The following is an 18,478-nucleotide window of genomic DNA, read 5'->3' on the forward strand; positions in this document are numbered from 1 at the left end:
TCTATGATAATGAAAAAAGTGCTATTAAGTACCCTGATTGCCTCTACCTTAGCAATGGCTGCCGGCTCGGCGTTCGCGGCAGATGATGTTGAGTTACGTATGTCCTGGTGGGGCGGCAACGGACGCCATCAGGTTACGTTGAAAGCAGTTGAAGAGTTCCAGAAAGAACACCCAAACATTAAGGTGAAGTCTGAATACACCGGTTGGGACGGCCACCTTTCACGTCTGACTACACAGATTGCGGGCGGTACCGAGCCTGACGTGATGCAGACTAACTGGAACTGGCTGCCAATTTTCTCCAAAACCGGCACGGGCTTCTACGATTTGAACACCGTGAAAGGTGAGCTGGATCTGACTCAGTTTGACCCGAAAGAGCTGCAAACCACCACCGTTGACGGCAAGCTGAACGGCATTCCAATCTCCGTGACTGCGCGTGTGTTCTATTTCAACGATGAAACCTGGAAAAAAGCGGGCGTTGAATACCCGAAAACCTGGGATGAGTTGATGGCGGCGGGTAAAACCTTTGAATCCAAACTGGGCAAGCAGTATTTCCCAGTGGTGTTAGAGCACCAGGATACGCTGTCTCTGCTGCGCTCTTATATGGTTCAGAAATATAATATTCCTGAAATCGATACCGCGAAAAAGCAATTCGGCTACTCCAAAGAACAGTGGGTTGAGTTCTTTGGTATGTACAAAAAGCTTATCGACAGCCACGTAATGCCTGACACCAAATACTATGCGTCATTTGGTAAGAGCAATATGTACGAGATGAAACCGTGGATTGAGGGAGAATGGGCCGGTACTTATATGTGGAACTCCACCATTAAAAAGTATTCCGATAACCTGAAGCCGCCAGCGAAACTAGAGCTGGGTTCTTACCCGATGCTGCCAGGTGCAACAGATGCCGGTATGTTCTTTAAACCAGCGCAGATGTTCTCTATCAGCAAAACGACCAAGCACCCGAAAGAAGCAGCCATGCTGATTAACTTCTTGCTGAACGAAAAAGCGGGCGTGGAAGCGTTGGGTCTGGAGCGCGGCGTACCGTTGAGCAAAGCGGCTGTAACCCAACTGACTGCTGATGGCGTGATCAAAGATAATGATCCAGCGGTTGCCGGATTGAAACTGGCGCAATCTCTGCCAAACAAACTGCCAACATCGCCATACTTCGATGACCCGCAGATTGTTTCCCTGTTCGGTACTTCTTTGCAGTACATCGACTATGGCCAGAAAACCGTAGAAGAAACTGCTGCTGAGTTTGAACGTCAGGGTAACCGTATTCTGAAACGCGCAATGCGTTAATTAATCAGCCTCATATTTGCAGATAGATACCCTGCCCCGCTTGCGAGGTGGGGTATTTTTTTAAACAAATAAGGAAATTCGTTATGGCTAAAGGTAAGAAAATCCAACTTTCCTTCCGCGCCCGACGCGACAAGGAAACCGGAACTGAAGTATTACGACTCACCCCACCGCACATTATTTGCCACCGTAATTATTTCTACCAAAAATGTTTTAGCGACGATGGGCAGCGGCTAATTTTCGGCGGCGCGTTCGAAGGGCACTGGAATTACTATTCACTCGATTTAGAAAAGCAAATGGCAACACAACTCACCGAAGGTGAAGGTGACAATACTTTCGGCGGCTTTTTATCGGCTGATGATCGGTCGCTGTGGTATGTGAAAAACGCTCGCGAATTACGCCGCGTTGATCTGCATTCACTCGAAGAATACGTAGTTTATGAAGTCGATGATGAATGGGTGGCTTATGGCACCTGGGTTGCGAATTCCGATTGTAGCCAACTGGTGGGGATTGAAATCAAAAAGAGTGACTGGTCACCGCTCACCGACTGGCAAAAATTCCGTGATTTCTACTTCACAAACCCGGAGTGCCGCCTGATTCGCATCGATTTGCACAGCGGTGAGCAGCAGGTCATCTTGCAAGAAAAACGCTGGCTGGGTCACCCAATTTACCGCCCGTTTGACGATGAAACCGTGGCGTTTTGCCACGAAGGCCCGCGTGATGCCATTGATGCTCGCATGTGGCTGATTAACCAGAATGGTAGCAATCAGCGTAAAGTTCGCCAGCATGACGAAGGTGAAAGTTTTACACATGAGTTCTGGGTGCCGGACGGCTCCGCACTTTACTACGTCGCCCATAAAGAAGGTGATGCGCACCGCTATTTATGGAGCGCCGATCCACAAACGCTTGAGAATCGCCAACTCCGAACCATTCCGCCTTGCTCGCATTTGATGAGCAACCACGACGGCTCGCTGGTTGTCGGTGATGGCGCACCGCACAAAACGGGAAATATCGATCTCAACGATCCCTTCATTTGGGTGTTTGATCTAAAGAAAGGTACGCAAAAAGCAGTCTGTAGCCACAATACTTCCTGGAAAGTGCTGGATGGTAACCGCCAGGTGACGCATCCGCATCCTTCATTTAGCCCGGATAACCAATGGGTGCTTTACACATCTGACGAAGAAGGGATGCCTGCGTTGTATTTAGCAAGGGTGTAGATATAAAAAAACCTCCTGATTTCAGGAGGTTTCTATTTAGTCTGGTTTGGTCAGGTGGATTAACGTGCTAACCAGCCGCCATCAACTGCAACGGTGTAACCGTTGATGTAATCAGATGCAGGAGAGGCCAGGAACACGATTGGACCTTTCAGATCTTCTGGCAGGCCCCAACGACCCGCTGGGATACGCTCAAGAATCGCCGCACTACGCTCTTCGTCAGCACGCAGCTGTTGGGTGTTGTTGGTCGCCATGTAGCCCGGTGCGATAGCATTCACGTTGATACCGTGTTGTGCCCACTCGTTAGCCAGCAGACGAGTCACACCCATAACTGCGCTTTTAGAAGCAGTGTAAGACGGTACGCGGATGCCACCCTGGTAAGAAAGCATAGAAGCGATGTTAATGATTTTGCCGCCTTTGCCTTGAGCAATGAACTGGCGAGCCACAGCCTGAGACATAAAGAACACGCTCTTGATGTTCAGGTTCATTACATCGTCCCAGTCTTTTTCGCTGAAGTTGATTGCATCTTCACGACGAATCAGACCTGCGTTGTTAACCAGAATGTCGATTTGGCCGAACTCAGCAACCGCACGCTCCAGCAGAGATGGAATACCATCAATCTGGCGCAGGTCAGCGGTCAGGCTCAGGAAGCGGCGACCCAGAGCAGTTACGCGCTCGATGGTTTCAGCCGGTTCAACGATGTTGATACCAACAATGTCACAACCTGCTTCAGCAAGACCGATAGCCATACCCTGGCCCAGACCTGTATCACAACCAGTAACAACAGCAACTTTACCTTGTAGGGAGAATGAATCCAGAATCATGTAGGTTTCCTTTTTTTATACGGGCCTGCTGTAAGCGCAAGCATCTTGGGGAAAATTTTGTTCACGCAAATTGCGCAACTCATAAATCACTTACGGTAAAAACGCTGTTCCGTAATCTTTGATGGATTCATAGTAATCTGGTTGAAACTGCTTTTCAATTATAAATGAAACGTCGTTTCAAATTATGGGTAATACTTTTCAGATTTGATATTTCGATCACGTTCCCTCTGCATTTATCCCCTTAAATGCATCTCTTTACTGAAAGTATTGTCAGTGGTTTTGCAGTTTAGTGAATGCAATCACACATATTGAAACAATGTTTTGATAAATTAACACCAAGATTTTGAACATAACTTTCACCGAATACCCGTTAGCATTCGAGTTGCAGCCCCCCCTGCTGCTTGAAGAATGACGGGTATATGAATTGTCATTTTAAGGAGAGCATCATGGCTAAAGGTATGCGGGTTAAGCTGGTTTATGAAGTGAGTCAGGACCCAGACACAGGCGTCGAAGTCACCCGTTTAACGCCACCAGAAGTAACGTGCCATCGCAATTACTTCTATCAAAAATGCTTCACTCAGGATGGCAGTAAGCTACTGTTTGCTGGCGAATTTGACGGTGACTGGAACTATTATCTGCTGGATATCGCCGCCGCCGAAGCGGTGCAATTAACTGAAGGCACTGGCGACAACACCTTTGGTGGCTTCCTCTCCCCGGATGACAAATCTCTCTATTATGTGAAGAACGAACGCACGCTGCTGGAAGTTAACCTTGAAACGCTGGTTGAACGTGAAGTTTATCGTGTGCCTGCTGACTGGGTTGGTTACGGAACATGGGTTGCCAACAGCGATTGCACAAAACTTGTGGGTATCGAAATCTCCAAAGATGATTGGGTACCGTTAAACGACTGGAAGATCTTCCATGACTTTTTCCATAAAGGACCAAACTGCCGCTTGCTGCGTGTTGATCTGCAAACCGGTGAAAGTGCCGTTATCCACCAGGAAAAAAACTGGCTCGGCCACCCAATCTACCGCCCGTTCGATGACAACACCGTTGCGTTCTGTCACGAAGGTCCACACGACCTGGTTGATGCACGTATGTGGATGGTCAACGAAGATGGTAGCAACGTGCGCAAAGTAAAAGAGCACGCCGAAGGCGAAAGCTGCACGCATGAATTCTGGGTGCCGAACGGTTCGTCCTTAATGTACGTTTCCTACCTGAAAGGCCAGCAAGGCCGTACTATTTATAGCTACAATCCGGATAACGGCGAAAATACAGAAGTCATGCAGATGCCAGCATGTTCACACCTGATGAGTAACTTCGATGGTTCGCTGCTGGTGGGTGACGGTTCGGGTACTCCGGTCGACGTTAAAGATACTAGTGGTTATACCATCGACAACGATCCGTATTTATATGCCTTCGATGTAGCGAAAAAAGCTTATTTCCGCGTAGCTCGCCACGATACTTCCTGGGCAACTTTTGCTAATAGCCGCCAGGTTACGCATCCGCATCCTTCATTTACTCCGGATGACAGTGCCATCTTATTCAGCTCAGATAAAGATGGTAAGCCTGCACTGTATATTGCCAAAATGCCTACTAACCCAGAGTTAATTTCTGCCTGATAAATAAACATAGTGTGCCCTGTGTAGGCCTTGCCTTCTCTTTATGAGAGGGCTTTTTTATATCTATTTATTTAGGGTATTGACTGTGTACTTAAAACTAATTGCTTTATGTCATATTCAAATATAAAAAAGCCTCTGCTAATAGCAGAGGCTGGGAGAGGATATTAAAGGATTAAACTATCAGAAGGAGTATGCAACACCGACACGTAAACGGGTCTGACGGTCATCGCGATCATTTACCCCTACGTTACCGACTTCACCATATGGAGCCCAGTTTTTATCCAATTTATAAGCCAACTTCACGTTGTATTCCTGAGAATAAGGCTTGTTATTATTACGAGCATTACCCTCTTCACTACGTGCATAAACATAGTTTAGCTCGGTACGCCAGTCCCCCATCACGAAGCCTGCCCATGCGTCACCACGGTTGACTTTATCGTCATCTTTCTTAGCATTAGCCGGGTAGCGGGTGTAATCATAACGGTAACGAGCAGCAACATAGAAGCCATTGTCGAAGCTATATTGCACACGTAAGTTTGGCTTATAGATAGAACGGCTATCGTTACTTTCAATATTAAAACCAGGTGTTACAGAGAAATTTTTATCGGCTTTCCATTGCCAGCTAATAGCTTCTTCATGGCCATTACCAACAAAGTCACTAAATGGCTGATCGGTATTATCACCGCCTGATTTCCATTTCGCTTCTACAGAGAAACCGAAACCATTTGCAAAACGATGTGAAACTGAGACGCGATCGGCGTTGGTTGAGTCCGTTTTACCACCGTCAATGAATTCATGGCGTAAGTCGACGGTCACAGCTTGAGCTGCAAAAGAAGCACCAATCAACATTGCCAGACCCAGAGTTTTCTTCAACATAAATAAATCCCTCATTGAAATATCGTTTCATTATTATGAAACTGAATTTTATTTTTAAATGAACATCATTTTAGTGATCAAGATCGTAAATATTTATGTCAAAATTAACACATGGTAATCTTCGTGACGGCTATCAACAAAACAAACAATTCGTATCGAAATTAAGCGACATCCATCACGCGAAAAATGCAAGGTCCGCCAATAAAACATCATTTCAATAATGTTTTAATTTATTTACATAAACCATTTTTGTGACTTTAATAAAACTACAGCCCCCCTTTAATTCATTTTAATTCGAATAATAACGGAGGGAATTACAATAAAATTATTTACACAGAATGAGGGTTAAGGCAAATGAGCTGAAGGGTTCTTAACAAGGGAAAAATAATCATAACAATGAGATCCCGTTCAAAGAAAAAGGCACCTTCATAACGAAGGTGCCTTTCTATTGATAAACAGGACTGTGCAGGGCGTTAATCTCTCTCGATGGCTAAAGCGACGCCCTGCCCGCCTCCAATACACAACGTCGCCAGGCCTTTTTTGGCATCACGCTTAATCATTTCATGCACGAGTGAAACCAGGATTCGACAACCAGAGGCACCAATTGGATGCCCCAACGCCAACGCGCCACCGTTGACATTCACTTTGCGCTCATCCCATTCAAGCATTTTTCCCACCGAAAGCGCCTGCGCCGCAAAGGCCTCATTCGCTTCAATCAGATCCAACTCATCAAGCGACCATCCTGCTCGCTCAAGGCAACGCTGCGTAGCTGTCACAGGCGCAATGCCCATATACGCAGGATCAACACCAACGCTTGCAAATGCTCTGATACGAGCCAGAACTGGTAAATTGAGCTCTTCGGCTTTGCTGGCACTCATCATTAACACAGCCGCGGCACCATCATTAATAGAAGAGGCATTTCCCGCCGTTACGCTTCCCAGAATATCGAAGGTTGGGCGCAGTTGCGCCAGGGCTTCAGCACTGGCATCGGTACGTGGCTGTTCGTCAGTATCGACAACTACTGATTTCCCGGAGTTGAGTTCAACAGTCACCGGCACAATTTCATCTTTAAAACGCCCGGCATCAATCGCTGCCCGCGCTTTATGCTGCGATGCCAGAGCGTAGGCATCCTGACTTTCACGGCTGATACCATATTCACGCGCAAGGTTTTCAGCCGTCACGCCCATATGGTAGTCGTTGAAGGCATCCCACAATCCATCGTGAACCAAGCTGTCGATAAGTTGGCTATTACCCAGGCCTGCACCGTTACGGCTATCGGCCAAAACGTGTGGTGCGCGACTCATATTCTCCTGGCCACCAGCAATCACCACATCAGCTTCACCGCACTGAATCGCCTGCGTCGCAAGATGAAGTGCTTTTAAGCCGGAGCCACAAACATCATTAATAGTGATAGCGGAAACAGACCAAGGCAAACCACTATTTAGTGCGGTTTGTCGCGCGGGGTTTTGCCCCGCGCCCGCAGTTAGAACCTGGCCCAGAATCACTTCATCAACTTCTTGTTCACTTACGCCGCTGCGTTCTAGTAGCGCTTTAACCACCGCACTCCCCAGTTCCGAAGCGCTACGTGGTGAAAGAGCCCCTTGAAAGCAGCCAATAGGCGTTCGTGCAGCCCCCACGATCACAACATCTTTCATCATTATCTCCGCAACGTTGCGACTGCTTTTCTGGAAAGGTTATAAGCCCCGGCGACGATCTTTTTCGATGTACATTGCCGCATCAGCTTCACGCAAAGCTAAATCGTGATCGGTATCTGCTGGGTTGACTGCGACAACACCAATGCTGGGGCCCGCATAATTAATCACACTGGAATGTAGCTGATACTCGCCAGTCAGCAAGTTTGCCAGCCTAATTTTGAATGCCTGCGCCGCTTGTAGAGCCTCATCAGAGGCTGAAGGCCCAACGCTTGCCACAACAAACTCATCACCACCAACACGTCCAATGATTTCATCAGGACGCGTTCCTTCTTGTAAACGCCGCCCAATTGCGCACAGAAAGCTGTCGCCAACGCCATGACCATAAGCGTCATTAATTTCTTTGAAATCATCAAGATCAGCAAAAGCCAACAACACAAAGCGCGCATCATTACGAGCCTGCGAAAAGAGTTTCGGTAACTGTTCAAATACAGCTCGACGATTAGGCAGCCCGGTCAGTTCATCAGTATAGCTGGCGGTGGTAAGCGCGGCATTTGCCTGTTGAAGTTGCTGCAAAAGCTGTTCATTTTGAATTTGCTGAGCAATCAACTGCGCAAACAATTGCAGGACTTGCTCGCTACGCTCGGTCAAAATGCGATGCTCAGAACTGGCTGCGCAAAGTGTTCCATATAAAGAACCATCCGCAAGCGTGACTGGCGTACTGACGTAAGTGGTAATACCTAATGCCTTCGCGGCCTGGGAATCGCCCCATACATTCGCTACATCGCAGGTATAGCGCTTTCCTTCGTCGAGTGCGCGCTTGCAAAGCGTGTCACCCCACGGCACGCAAAGCCCTTCAGGAATTTGCATATGTCGGGAATTACGAGCAAAAAGAATATGTTGGAAACTGCCATCAGGTTCGATTCGAGTCAGATAAGTTGACTCCATATTGGTTACCAGTTCGAGCATTTCCAGCAGCTGTCGGACAAGTCCCTCAAGAGTGTATTCAGATTCTAACGCGGTGGAAATGCGCTCGATAAGATTGTCAGACATAAAATCGGGTATACCTTTTTAATTAATCGTACAGATGTAAGGCTCAGATGCGCACGTTTTTAACATATTTTTCATACGACTTCCCCTGCCAAATATGACAAATGGGAGTCTGCTTCCAGTGGATGGATTCATTTGTTCAGAAGATTGGAGAAGTGTGTAGCTCAGAGAGTTGTCTGCGAAATCGACGTGGTGATAACGAAGAGAGCAGGCGGTGTAAGATTCACCGCCAGCTTAATAACGGACTCAGGCTTTCATCCTGCACCAGCGCACGCAGCCCGGGTAATTTGCAGCATTGCTGCAGTATCACAGGCAGAGGGAGTATTTCATTTTGCAGCAGTACCACATTTTCCAGCTCTCCCCAGAAATACCATCCGTTTGCGACATTGCTCGCAGGCACCAATAAATGCAGATGCATGCCGCGCTGCGGTTCATCCGGCAGCCCTAACCAATGGCTAAATCGCTGTATTTCTGGTGTATCGTGCACTGCCAGCACACAGCGCTGCACCTGCGATGTCGGAATATAAAAATGCATATTCCCGAGAGTGATTCTTACTGCCGCAAGACTAAGCGAGTGAGTCATAGCCGCTGGTTTCCAGATAACGCTCAAAGACTAAATTCAAATCCAGCAGCGCAAAATACTCGTGCCCGACAGGAACGATCCCGACCACCACTTTTTGCATGGCAGCAGATAAATTATCAGCCGCTGGATGAATAAGGCTTTCAGCCACATCCAGCACATCTATTAATTTATCGATAAGAACCCCGCTTTGCATTTTATTACCACGGCCAATAAGAATGGTGCGTTTGCCTGGTACATCCTGCCCCGCGGTTTCAATTAGCCGATTTATGTTAATCACCGACTCAACGCGACCGCGATGATTAATCACCCCTTCAAGAGAAGGCGGGCAGCCCGGCACCCATGAAACAGGGCGCTCGGCCAGGATCTCTTTTATTTGCGAACCGTAAAAAGCAAAGTTTTTGTCAGCTTGCTTAAACAAAACAAGGCTACATTGCGGTTCATCAACGTTGGCAATTTCCCGATGCTCATCCTGATAAAGACTGAGTATTTGCTCTAATGGCTCGCTCATGCCACTTCCTTATTATCATCAGCAATACAATAACGGTTACGGCCATGCTGTTTTGCAGAATATAGAGCCTGGTCTGCACGTTCGCGGATAGTTTCTATTTTGTCTCCCGGATGCCAGGAGGCAATTCCCGCACTGAAGGTATTGCTGAAGTTAGTCTGATTGACTGAGAAGTGAATTTTTTCAAATCCCTGACGCAGTCTTTCAACCACTGCGGCGGCCTGTTCTTTGGTGGTGGCCGGCATAATTATCGCAAACTCTTCCCCGCCATAGCGCCCCACAATATCGGTGCTGCGTAAACGATGTGAGAAAAGCTGTGAGATACCCAGAATCACCTGATCGCCCGCAACATGGCCGTAGGTATCATTGATATTTTTAAAGTGGTCTAAATCGACCATGACCAGACTAAATGGAATGCCGCTGTAGTTGGACTCGGTGATCGCGCTTTCCAGATAATGCGTCGTCGTTGAGTGGTTATACAGGCCCGTCAAACTATCCTGAGACATACGAGCACGCAGCGTACGCATTCTTTCTGCTCGAATTGAAACCGCATTAATTAACTCCTGCGGATCGGCCTGCTTAATAATAAAATCTTCCGCACCGGTGCTCATCGCCCCAAACTGGGTTTTCTTATTGGTTTCGCTGGAGAGATAGGCGATTGGCAAACCGATATGTTGTGGGATCTGACGAATCAGTTTTGTCAGTTCTTCGCCACTGTAATCCGGCATGTGGAAATCCATCAGAACAATATCGATCGGATGGGTATTGAGAACATTGAGCAGGTGCGGAACCTGGGTAAGAACATGCACTTCCATTCCCGCCATACGCAGCATTTCGGCATTGTATTGCGCGACTTCGGGCTCATCATCAATCAGTAAAACCTGATACGGTTTTTTCAGTGACGGCTGCGTTAAGCGGTGCAGCTCCTGAACTAAATCGGTGGTTGATGCAGGTTTCACATAGTAACCATCACATCCCGCTTTAATCGCATTGATGCGGGCGTGGAAATGGCTATGGCAGGAAAGATAAAGCACCGGGAAAGGTGTGCCGACTTTACTTCTCAGGTCAGACATCGCAAGCGGGCCGCCATAAGCGTTATCCGGGAAGCTGACATCCATAATGACCACTGACGGCGGCTGTGATAACACTGCTTTGGTAAAATCTGCCGTGTTGGTAAACACATAACAGATAAAGCCAAAGCAGCGAAGTTGGGTTGCCAGTAATTCAGCCTGATCGCATTCATCATCACACAGATAAACAGGCTTAATGGTGCGGTTAATCGCAACCTCTTCCTGAGTAGAAGCCGCTATGGGGAACTTAACTAAAGAATCTGCCCCACGACGTGCGCTCTCCGCCTGCTCTTCAGTTAATGCATATAACTGCCGCATTATCTCGCCAAGCTTGGCGTACTTCGTATCCGAAACAGAATGGCTCACCAGCAGATGCTCACCTTCAGCAGCCTGGCTGGCAATTTTCGTGAACCCAAACGACGCGCTGGTTCCGTGGATGCTATGCAACAAAAGGTGCAATTGCTTACTATCCACTTCGTTCGGCTCAACGACTAATTTCGCCAGCAGCCCATCAGCCTGGTCCAACATCACGGGAATACGCTGCAAAAAGCGCTGACGCAAACGAGCGATTTTATCTTGAGCAGTATTCATCGTATTCTGCATAAATTCTTGTTTTATCATGATTTATATTTGCTCATCCGCAGCATCTGGCTTAAGTAATTCATTCACTACAGCCACCAGTCTTTCTGCCATATTCTCGTCTTTCTTCACCCAGCAATCTGGGATGATGGTGATGTCTGTCATCTCACTGGCGCTGAGTAAAATAAAAGGTTTTTTCCAACCGTTGGCCCGCAAAACCTCTAATAGATCCAGCCCGGTAATTTCCGGCATATGGAAATCGCTGATGACCAAATCGATTCCATCATCAGAATCAAGATTGGCTAATGCGGTCATTGCACTTTCAGCAAGCACCACTTCATAGCCGCTCATTTCCAGAAATACCGAAGCCAATTCAGCGGCAAACAAATCATCATCAACTAATAAAACACGCATCTCTTTTCTCACTTTTTAAGCCTTTAGCATAAAAGCATTTTTAATGTTTCTATGAGGCTGTCCTGTTCGAAATCACCCTTGGCTATATATGCATCCGCACCCACCTGGATTCCTCGGCGGCGATCTTCTTCTTTAGCCCGTGAAGTCACGATAATAATCGGAATATGTTGGTAGTTATCTTCGGCACGCAATGCTTTAGTGAGCGAGAATCCATCCATCACAGGCATTTCTACGTCCGTCAATACTGCGTCAAACTGTGTTAGACGCGCTTTTTGTAACCCCGAGAATCCATCTTCGGCGAGCGTGACCTGATAGCCGTGTGCTTCCAGAACGTTTTTCTCAATTTCACGCGTATTCAATGAGTCATCGACTATCAGCACATGCCATGAGTTCTGTCGAACCTGCGGCTTAGGTGCAGCAGTCCGTGGCTGCCCTTGTTTTTGTGCCATCTCCATCAGAACCGGAACTTGCAAGATACTGACCAGTTGGTTGTCCTGGCTCAGAACCATGCCGGAGACAAGCGGCTGCTGCTGCATATGCTTTGGCAGAGGCTTAATCATCATGCTGCGTTCGTCGAGCAATCGGTCCACCAGCATCGCCATCTTGCCAAACTGGTTCTGAATGATGATAAGCAGCAAGTCGCTCGCATTAGAGGCCGATGAGTTTTGCCCTCCGGGCCTCTCGTTGATGCGCAGTAATTCGGCAGCTGAGATAACCGGGATAAATTCGTTGTGCAGAATAATTGCCGGACGACCGGCAATGTCACGAACTTCACCACGAGAATATTTAACAACCTCAACGACATACTGAGCAGCAAGGCCAAAAAGATGGTTCTGCTGTTCAAACTGCAAAATGCGCATCATTGCCAGAGAAATGGGCAGCCTAATTATAAAGGTGGTGCCTTGCCCTGGGCGGCTATGGACCTGAAGCGTGCCTTGTAAATCAGTCACAATAGTCTTGCGAACAATATCCAGGCCCACACCACGGCCGGATAATTCAGTGACAATCTTGCTGGTTGAGAAACCCGGGTGGAAAATAAGCTCGTTACATTCGAGCTCTGAAAGCTGATCAACAACAGCTGCATCAACCAAACCACGAGCCACTGCTTTAGAGCGAATCGCCGGGTAATCCAGACCACGACCATCATCTTCTACGCGTAACAAAATTCCGCGCCCGTCTTGCTGAGTCGTCAGCGTGATGGTGCCACGAGCCGACTTCCCAAGTGCTACGCGTTCAGCCGCTTCACCAATACCGTGGTCGATAGCATTACGCAGCAGGTGGGTTAGCGGCTCGGAAAGTCTGTCTATTAATTGTCTGTCGATCTCAACTTCGCCACCTAAAATGCGGCAATCCACCTGCTTATTCAGGGAGGCCGCTAATTCACGCACCTGCATAGAGACCGGCTCAAAGAGCATCGAAACAGGAAGCATACGAATGGTGGTGGCAACATCATAAAGTTCGTACATCTGAAGATGCTGAACCTGAAAATCTTCTTTTAGCTTGCGGCTGAATTGCAGGACCTGCTTGCGCAGTTGTTCTACATCCATGTGAGAGATACGCGGCCCCAGATTAACTAAACTCTGTACCTGCTGCTCAAGGCGGTCATGACTGGCGACAACTTCACCGAGGATGTTAATCAGGTCATCGAGTTTGTCGAGCTTAACGCGTACCGAACCCGCCTGTTTTAACCCACCGTCTAATATTTCAAGCGATGGCATCGTGACTGGCTTTTCTACCGGAGCTTTAACCACTTCATCAGCCGCTGTGTCTATTTCTCCACGGCTGGCACGGGCTAATTGCTCGCATAATGCAACATCTGCCGGAGGCAGCTGATTATTACCTTCACTTGCCGACAGCTGCGCCAGTTGATTTGAAATGTAGTCGCAAGCCTGAAGAATTAAGGTGCCAAGGTTTTGGTTAGGCTCGAGTTTCTTATCTCGTAGCTCACTTAATATCTCTTCAAGCTGATGGGTAACATCGGCAATGCTTTGTAATTTGAGCATACGCGCGCCCCCTTTCAGGGTGTGTGCCGCACGGAACATCTCTCCGATTTGTGCGTCGGTATTTTGACCAGACGAGAGCAGGAACGCCCCCTCTTTTACGGTATGTAAATGGCCGTTTGCTTCATCAATAAAGCGCAGCACAAATTTTTTAAGATCGATAGCCATACGGTTCTCTATTGCCCATCCTGAGTGGTGAACTGCGCCAACTGATGTTCACAAAGAAAACGAAACGAATTACTCGGAAATGACAGTGGCAGCCGCAGCGCGCAGGCGTTCCCAGCATTGTTCATTTCGGCGTTGAGTAATTGCAGTGTAATGCGGTAGGTCCGCTGGGCCGGGCGGTATAACTCACTTTGTCGGTACATTTCCGCAAGGTAGTAATGGGCAGGCCAATAACTTGGTTGTTGATAAACAACCTCTTTAAACCAGGCAATGGCTTGTTGGGTATGCTGCTGCCACATCATTGCCATGCCGAGCAACATTTTTGCTTCCGCAGACCATTCATCCAGCTCCAGCACGTGTTTCGCACTCAGAGCCGTTTGCTCGAATTCACATTTTTCCAGCGCAATGGCTCCTTTGATAACCAGTGCTTCCTGATTATGAATATCGCTATCGAGCACCTGGCCTATCCACTCTTCCGCCTCGGCAAAGCGTTTATCCGTAACGCAAGCTAGAGCCTTTTTAATCCAGTTATCGTACTGCTGTGCAGAAGGAACAGGAGCGGCAACAAATGGTGCTTCGGCGGGAATAACCGGAGTAATAATTCTTGGCTGTACGCTGGGTGCCGGAGCATGAGTTCGTGATGCCTGGGGCTGGCAAAAGTAGAAATTGCCGAACTCTTGCTTGAGTTTCAGGATGCCAAAGTTATTTGCCAGCGTCTCCGCGTTACCAAAGAAGAGCGCCCCTTCCGGTTGCAGCATGTTCAGCAGATTAAAATGCAGCGCTCGGCGCGTTTCGACATCAAAATAGATGGAGACGTTACGCAGCAAAATAATATCGAATTTGGGCTGTAGCTGTTCTTTGACGATATTTGCGCGATGGAACTTCACTTTATTGTGAATCACATCGTGTAACTGGAACTGGTTACCGTTGCGCGTGAAATAGGTTTGCTGCAACAACGGATCAACACCACGGAAAGAGTAGCTGGAATAACTTGCCACTCGGGCTTTATCCAGAATCTTTGTGTCAATGTCACAGCCGTGAATATCCACATTGTCAGTAAATTTATCGTGGAATTTCTGATGAAGTTTTATTGCCAGAGAGTAGGCTTCTTCACCCGAAGAACAGCCTGCGCTTAAGATGCGCACTGGGCCGCTGCGCTGCTCAAGAATGCGTGGCACCAGCTTATCGCAAATGATGTCCAGCACATCTGGCTCACGGAAAAAGTAGGTTTCGTTAATCGTCAGCAGGCTAAGAAGTTTGTCGAACTCGACAGTCGAGACACTGAGAATCTCATAGTATTCTTCGAAGCTCTCTTTTCCGCGCTCAGAGATGCGCTGATGCAATGCCGCATTGAGCAATCCTTCCATGCCATTAAAAAAGTGCAGGCCCACTCTGTCCTTGATAAGTGTTTTAAAGGCCGCAATATTTGGGATCATGGTTGTTTGCCCTCATAGGACCCAAGGCGAGCCATCGATAACAAAGTCCCGGCAAGCTTTTCCAACGGCAGAATTTTATGGATGATATTTTTATCGATGGCGAATTTATTCATACCGAACACGACAGAAGAGTTTTCATCTTGAGCCAGCGTTTTACCGCCTTTTTTATAGATGGCTTCAATTCCATGGCAGCCATCACTCCCCATACCGGTCATGATGAGTCCGACGGATTTTTCACCATAAACCTCAGCGACGGACTCCAGCAGTAAGTTACAACTCGGATGATAGACATCGCTCGTTTTACGAGGAATGGCAGCTAACCGATGGTATTTCTTAACCACCAGATGGTGTTCGGGAGGCAGGATATAGACATGGCCTGCACACAGGACGTCGTTTTCCTGAGCAAGCTGAACAACAAGTCCAGTGACGCTATCCAGCCACTCCACCATACTTTTGGCAAAACCGTCGGCAATGTGCTGAGCAATAATAATCGGGCAAGGAAAATCTGCAGGCAGTGCCTGCAGTAATTTGCTCAGCGCCTGCGGCCCACCCGTTGAGCAGGCGATTGCCAATACATAAGGCCACTCTCGGTGATATGCCTCGTCAAAGACAGGAGCCTGAACGCAATCGGGCTGAACCTCGGGGTGGTGGCGCAAACCCTGGATATGGCGAATCACTTTAACCCCGACCAGCATTTCAACCTGACGGTGTAGGGCTTTGGTCGCGAGCACCGAGTCCCCCTGGTTGCTCACCACAGCCAGCGCTCCACGTGTGATGAACTCGGCATCCCACTGCGCATCGGAATAATAGCGCATCACCATGATAGGAATTGCGCAGGTCGCCATGATCGTTTCGACGGTTTCTACGTTTTCCGGACCTGGCGCACCTAAGGTCAACAACAGAAGTTGCGGAGCCATCTTTTGGACCAGCGTCGCCGCTTGTTCGCGATGCACTGCCTGGCCTACGACTTCGATGTTGTTGTTAATCTCAAGCTGTCGAATCAGGGAGTTACGCGACACACTCCCATGATCGACGATGAGCACCCTGATTTTAGGCCTGTTCATCAGGTCTATCCGTCAATTTGAAAGACCCTGAGGCCTGGTTCAACTCTTCAGATAACTGAGTCATATCCTGGCTGATGGACAGAATGTCTTTAATTGATTGAGAGGTATAATTACTGGCAACCACGATTTCACGCAAAGCCATAACAACCTGATTGCTTGCGGTTTTCTGCTGTTGAGTCGACAGTGAAATCTGCATAGCAGCAGTGGATGTTTGCTCAGCTGTAGCCACAATATCGTGTAAACGATCGGCGCTGACTTTACAGGCTTTGGTACCTGCTTTAATGCTGTTGCTACCTTTCTCTGCGTTAAGAACCAGGCGATTAATCGAGTTCTGAATTTCGCTGATTTTATTCTCAATCTCAAAAGTAGATTCAGTCACTGAGTCTGCCAGACGGCGAATTTCTGCTGCAACCACCGAGAAACGTTTACCGGACTCACCAGCACTTGAAGCTTCCAGCGCTGCATTGAAGGCAATGAGCTTAGTCTGATCCGCTACGTTGTTGATGATTACCATCACGCGGCTTATCTCTTTAGACTTGTTACCGAGCATCATAATTTCGCGCATGCTTTGCTGGTTGTCGCTGTCGATATCAGACATGCGAGTAAGCAATTCACCCATTGAGTCGGAACCCTTGTTACAGTCATCAAGAGTCACATTGGCAATGTCTACGACTGCGCGAGAATGCTCGGCAATCTGCGTAGAAGAAGCCGACAACTCTTCCATCGTCGAAGTGATTTCTGCTACCGAAGAAGAGGTTTCAACACTAGTAGAAGCCTGGCCATCAACAGCCTCAGTAATTTTCAGTGCCGCTTCATGTACGTGATGAGCATGAGAAACAACCCCACCTACCAACGCATGCAAAGAAGCCCGCATCTTTTCATTAGCGCTCAGCAGTTCACCGATTTCATCTTTATGATCGATACGAATATCAACGGTAAGGTCACCTTGAGAAATCGATTGAGAAATTTTCAATACGTTCTGCAAGCGCTTGGAAATCAGGATTCGGCTGGTTCCGGCAATCAACAGCAAAATCACCGGCATCAGCAGCAAGCTGAAAAGCAGCAGGCTATTGCGTACCAGGTTGCTGCTGCGGGCAACATCATCAACATAACTGGTGGTGGCGATGATCCAGTTAATCCCATCAATATATTCAAACACCGCGACTCTTTTGCGAGGCGCTGCGCCATAACCACTCACAGTTTCGTAATAAATCGTGCCGTTTTTACGCGCTAAAATATCGGCGTAGCGCTTGTAACCGTGAGCGTCGGTCAGGTTTTCAACATGCTGATTCACCAGAGTCGGGTGTGCAACCATCGCACCAGGACTAAACCCAGCATCCAACACATATGCGTAGCCACCCTCGCCGATATGCACAGCTAACAATTCTTTAATGACCGGCTGCAAGGCAAGTTTGACGTCAAAACCAATTGCCACCGCACCGACAACCTGGCCGAATTTATCGGCAATCGGTTCGTAGTGGCTAATGAACTGTTTTCCGTAAATCACCACCACACCAGAGAAAGGTTTGTTTTTGAGTAACGCTGTATATGCAGGGTTGTCATGGCTCAGAACAGTAGAAGTGGCAATTTTTCCTTCTTTACCCTGCAAGGTAGAAGAAACTCGCACAAACTGATCGCCTTCACGCACTAAGGTGGAAGCGAATACGCTGGTTAACTCAGTGAAATGAGCATTGATTTTGGTATCATTTAATAAATCTTTGAGGGCATTCTCATCCAGCGAATGCAGCGGAGCTGGGGACATATTTTGGTAATTATTAATATAAACGTTGCTATAACGTTCAGCGTCCCGCAATACCCTTTTGTATTCAGTGGTGATGTTATTGTGGAAAATCCGCGTATTTGAACGCAGAACCTCCAGCGCATTATCTTGCAACTGAGTCGCCAGGTAAGATGAAAGTAGGAAGGATGCACCAACCAACAATATGCCAATGCATGAAACCAGCATCAGGCCCAGCTTCATGGCGACACCGATTTGCAACTTATGCAGCCATGATGTCAGAAATTTTTCCGTAGTATCTAAGGCGTCAGCTTCCGCGGGTTGCTGCATGTTTAAGAATTTATGCATGAGATTCCAGTGATCTAGATAATGTGAAATTAATGCCGAATT

At 47.8% G+C, this 18,478-nt stretch carries 15 protein-coding genes; 3 read left to right on the forward strand and 12 right to left on the reverse strand.

What is annotated here, in order from left to right:
* The first annotated feature begins 9 nt into the window (after positions 1 to 9).
* The gene (locus EDF88_RS10180; protein ID WP_134184518.1) at positions 10 to 1,299 is read left to right on the forward strand and encodes an ABC transporter substrate-binding protein; all 1,290 of its coding nucleotides are present in this window, start codon (positions 10 to 12) and stop codon (positions 1,297 to 1,299) included.
* Positions 1,300 to 1,382: 83 nt separating this feature from the next.
* Entirely contained in the window at positions 1,383 to 2,513 is a 1,131-nt protein-coding gene (locus EDF88_RS10185) for an oligogalacturonate lyase family protein (protein WP_134184520.1), read from the forward strand.
* 59 nt (positions 2,514 to 2,572) lie between these two features.
* Here the strand turns inward: EDF88_RS10185 and kduD are convergent, their stop codons facing one another.
* Positions 2,573 to 3,334, reverse strand: a complete 762-nt coding sequence (kduD, locus tag EDF88_RS10190; protein ID WP_064513494.1) for a 2-dehydro-3-deoxy-D-gluconate 5-dehydrogenase KduD — start codon at positions 3,332 to 3,334, stop codon at positions 2,573 to 2,575.
* Positions 3,335 to 3,780: 446 nt separating this feature from the next.
* Here kduD and EDF88_RS10195 point away from each other — a divergent pair, with 446 nt between their 5' ends.
* Entirely contained in the window at positions 3,781 to 4,956 is a 1,176-nt protein-coding gene (locus EDF88_RS10195) for an oligogalacturonate lyase family protein (RefSeq protein ID WP_134184522.1), read from the forward strand.
* A gap of 180 nt (positions 4,957 to 5,136) precedes the next feature.
* On the opposite strand, the gene EDF88_RS10200 is transcribed toward EDF88_RS10195, so the two are convergent.
* The 11 genes from EDF88_RS10200 to EDF88_RS10250 form a co-directional block, all read right to left on the reverse strand.
* Positions 5,137 to 5,832 carry a porin gene (locus tag EDF88_RS10200; protein WP_064513498.1) on the reverse strand — a complete coding sequence of 232 codons (696 nt, stop codon included), beginning with the start codon at positions 5,830 to 5,832 and terminating at the stop codon, positions 5,137 to 5,139.
* A gap of 473 nt (positions 5,833 to 6,305) precedes the next feature.
* Positions 6,306 to 7,487 (reverse strand): acetyl-CoA C-acetyltransferase, encoded by a 1,182-nt coding sequence (locus EDF88_RS10205; RefSeq protein ID WP_064513500.1) that lies wholly within the window; start codon positions 7,485 to 7,487, stop codon positions 6,306 to 6,308.
* A gap of 39 nt (positions 7,488 to 7,526) precedes the next feature.
* The gene (locus EDF88_RS10210; protein WP_134184524.1) at positions 7,527 to 8,537 is read right to left on the reverse strand and encodes a sensor domain-containing diguanylate cyclase; all 1,011 of its coding nucleotides are present in this window, start codon (positions 8,535 to 8,537) and stop codon (positions 7,527 to 7,529) included.
* A gap of 220 nt (positions 8,538 to 8,757) precedes the next feature.
* Positions 8,758 to 9,117 (reverse strand): hypothetical protein, encoded by a 360-nt coding sequence (locus tag EDF88_RS10215; protein ID WP_134184526.1) that lies wholly within the window; start codon positions 9,115 to 9,117, stop codon positions 8,758 to 8,760.
* Positions 9,101 to 9,625 carry a chemotaxis protein CheW gene (locus tag EDF88_RS10220; RefSeq protein ID WP_064513506.1) on the reverse strand — a complete coding sequence of 175 codons (525 nt, stop codon included), beginning with the start codon at positions 9,623 to 9,625 and terminating at the stop codon, positions 9,101 to 9,103. The genes EDF88_RS10215 and EDF88_RS10220 overlap by 17 nt, the downstream gene beginning before the upstream one ends.
* Positions 9,622 to 11,283, reverse strand: coding sequence for a diguanylate cyclase (locus tag EDF88_RS10225; protein ID WP_243839606.1), 1,662 nt, complete (start codon positions 11,281 to 11,283; stop codon positions 9,622 to 9,624). Before EDF88_RS10225 ends, EDF88_RS10220 begins: the two co-directional genes overlap by 4 nt.
* 33 nt (positions 11,284 to 11,316) lie before the next feature.
* The gene (locus tag EDF88_RS10230; RefSeq protein WP_064513508.1) at positions 11,317 to 11,685 is read right to left on the reverse strand and encodes a response regulator; all 369 of its coding nucleotides are present in this window, start codon (positions 11,683 to 11,685) and stop codon (positions 11,317 to 11,319) included.
* A 23-nt stretch (positions 11,686 to 11,708) separates the two neighbouring features.
* Positions 11,709 to 13,853: a response regulator gene (locus tag EDF88_RS10235; RefSeq protein WP_134184528.1), complete on the reverse strand. Its 2,145-nt coding sequence runs from the start codon at positions 13,851 to 13,853 to the stop codon at positions 11,709 to 11,711.
* 8 nt (positions 13,854 to 13,861) lie between these two features.
* Positions 13,862 to 15,286, reverse strand: a complete 1,425-nt coding sequence (locus EDF88_RS10240; protein ID WP_134184530.1) for a protein-glutamate O-methyltransferase CheR — start codon at positions 15,284 to 15,286, stop codon at positions 13,862 to 13,864.
* Complete coding sequence (locus EDF88_RS10245; RefSeq protein ID WP_064513515.1) at positions 15,283 to 16,350, reverse strand: chemotaxis protein CheB; 1,068 nt, start codon at positions 16,348 to 16,350, stop codon at positions 15,283 to 15,285. Before EDF88_RS10245 ends, EDF88_RS10240 begins: the two co-directional genes overlap by 4 nt.
* Positions 16,337 to 18,436: a Cache 3/Cache 2 fusion domain-containing protein gene (locus EDF88_RS10250; RefSeq protein ID WP_083962910.1), complete on the reverse strand. Its 2,100-nt coding sequence runs from the start codon at positions 18,434 to 18,436 to the stop codon at positions 16,337 to 16,339. Before EDF88_RS10250 ends, EDF88_RS10245 begins: the two co-directional genes overlap by 14 nt.
* Positions 18,437 to 18,478 lie beyond the last annotated feature (42 nt).

It is taken from the genome of Buttiauxella sp. BIGb0552 (assembly GCF_004366275.1).
Lineage (GTDB): Bacteria > Pseudomonadota > Gammaproteobacteria > Enterobacterales > Enterobacteriaceae > Buttiauxella > Buttiauxella gaviniae.

Excerpts from the sequence above, each read along its gene's own strand:
- EDF88_RS10180 (WP_134184518.1), top strand. The coding sequence starts at position 10 with ATGAAAAAAGTGCTATTAAGTACCCTGATTGCCTCTACCTTAGCAATG.
- EDF88_RS10185 (WP_134184520.1), top strand. The coding sequence starts at position 1,383 with ATGGCTAAAGGTAAGAAAATCCAACTTTCCTTCCGCGCCCGACGCGAC.
- kduD (WP_064513494.1), bottom strand. The coding sequence starts at position 3,334 with ATGATTCTGGATTCATTCTCCCTACAAGGTAAAGTTGCTGTTGTTACT.
- EDF88_RS10195 (WP_134184522.1), top strand. The coding sequence starts at position 3,781 with ATGGCTAAAGGTATGCGGGTTAAGCTGGTTTATGAAGTGAGTCAGGAC.
- EDF88_RS10200 (WP_064513498.1), bottom strand. The coding sequence starts at position 5,832 with ATGTTGAAGAAAACTCTGGGTCTGGCAATGTTGATTGGTGCTTCTTTT.
- EDF88_RS10205 (WP_064513500.1), bottom strand. The coding sequence starts at position 7,487 with ATGAAAGATGTTGTGATCGTGGGGGCTGCACGAACGCCTATTGGCTGC.
- EDF88_RS10210 (WP_134184524.1), bottom strand. The coding sequence starts at position 8,537 with ATGTCTGACAATCTTATCGAGCGCATTTCCACCGCGTTAGAATCTGAA.
- EDF88_RS10215 (WP_134184526.1), bottom strand. The coding sequence starts at position 9,117 with ATGACTCACTCGCTTAGTCTTGCGGCAGTAAGAATCACTCTCGGGAAT.
- EDF88_RS10220 (WP_064513506.1), bottom strand. The coding sequence starts at position 9,625 with ATGAGCGAGCCATTAGAGCAAATACTCAGTCTTTATCAGGATGAGCAT.
- EDF88_RS10225 (WP_243839606.1), bottom strand. The coding sequence starts at position 11,283 with ATGAATACTGCTCAAGATAAAATCGCTCGTTTGCGTCAGCGCTTTTTG.
- EDF88_RS10230 (WP_064513508.1), bottom strand. The coding sequence starts at position 11,685 with ATGCGTGTTTTATTAGTTGATGATGATTTGTTTGCCGCTGAATTGGCT.
- EDF88_RS10235 (WP_134184528.1), bottom strand. The coding sequence starts at position 13,853 with ATGGCTATCGATCTTAAAAAATTTGTGCTGCGCTTTATTGATGAAGCA.
- EDF88_RS10240 (WP_134184530.1), bottom strand. The coding sequence starts at position 15,286 with ATGATCCCAAATATTGCGGCCTTTAAAACACTTATCAAGGACAGAGTG.
- EDF88_RS10245 (WP_064513515.1), bottom strand. The coding sequence starts at position 16,350 with ATGAACAGGCCTAAAATCAGGGTGCTCATCGTCGATCATGGGAGTGTG.
- EDF88_RS10250 (WP_083962910.1), bottom strand. The coding sequence starts at position 18,436 with ATGCATAAATTCTTAAACATGCAGCAACCCGCGGAAGCTGACGCCTTA.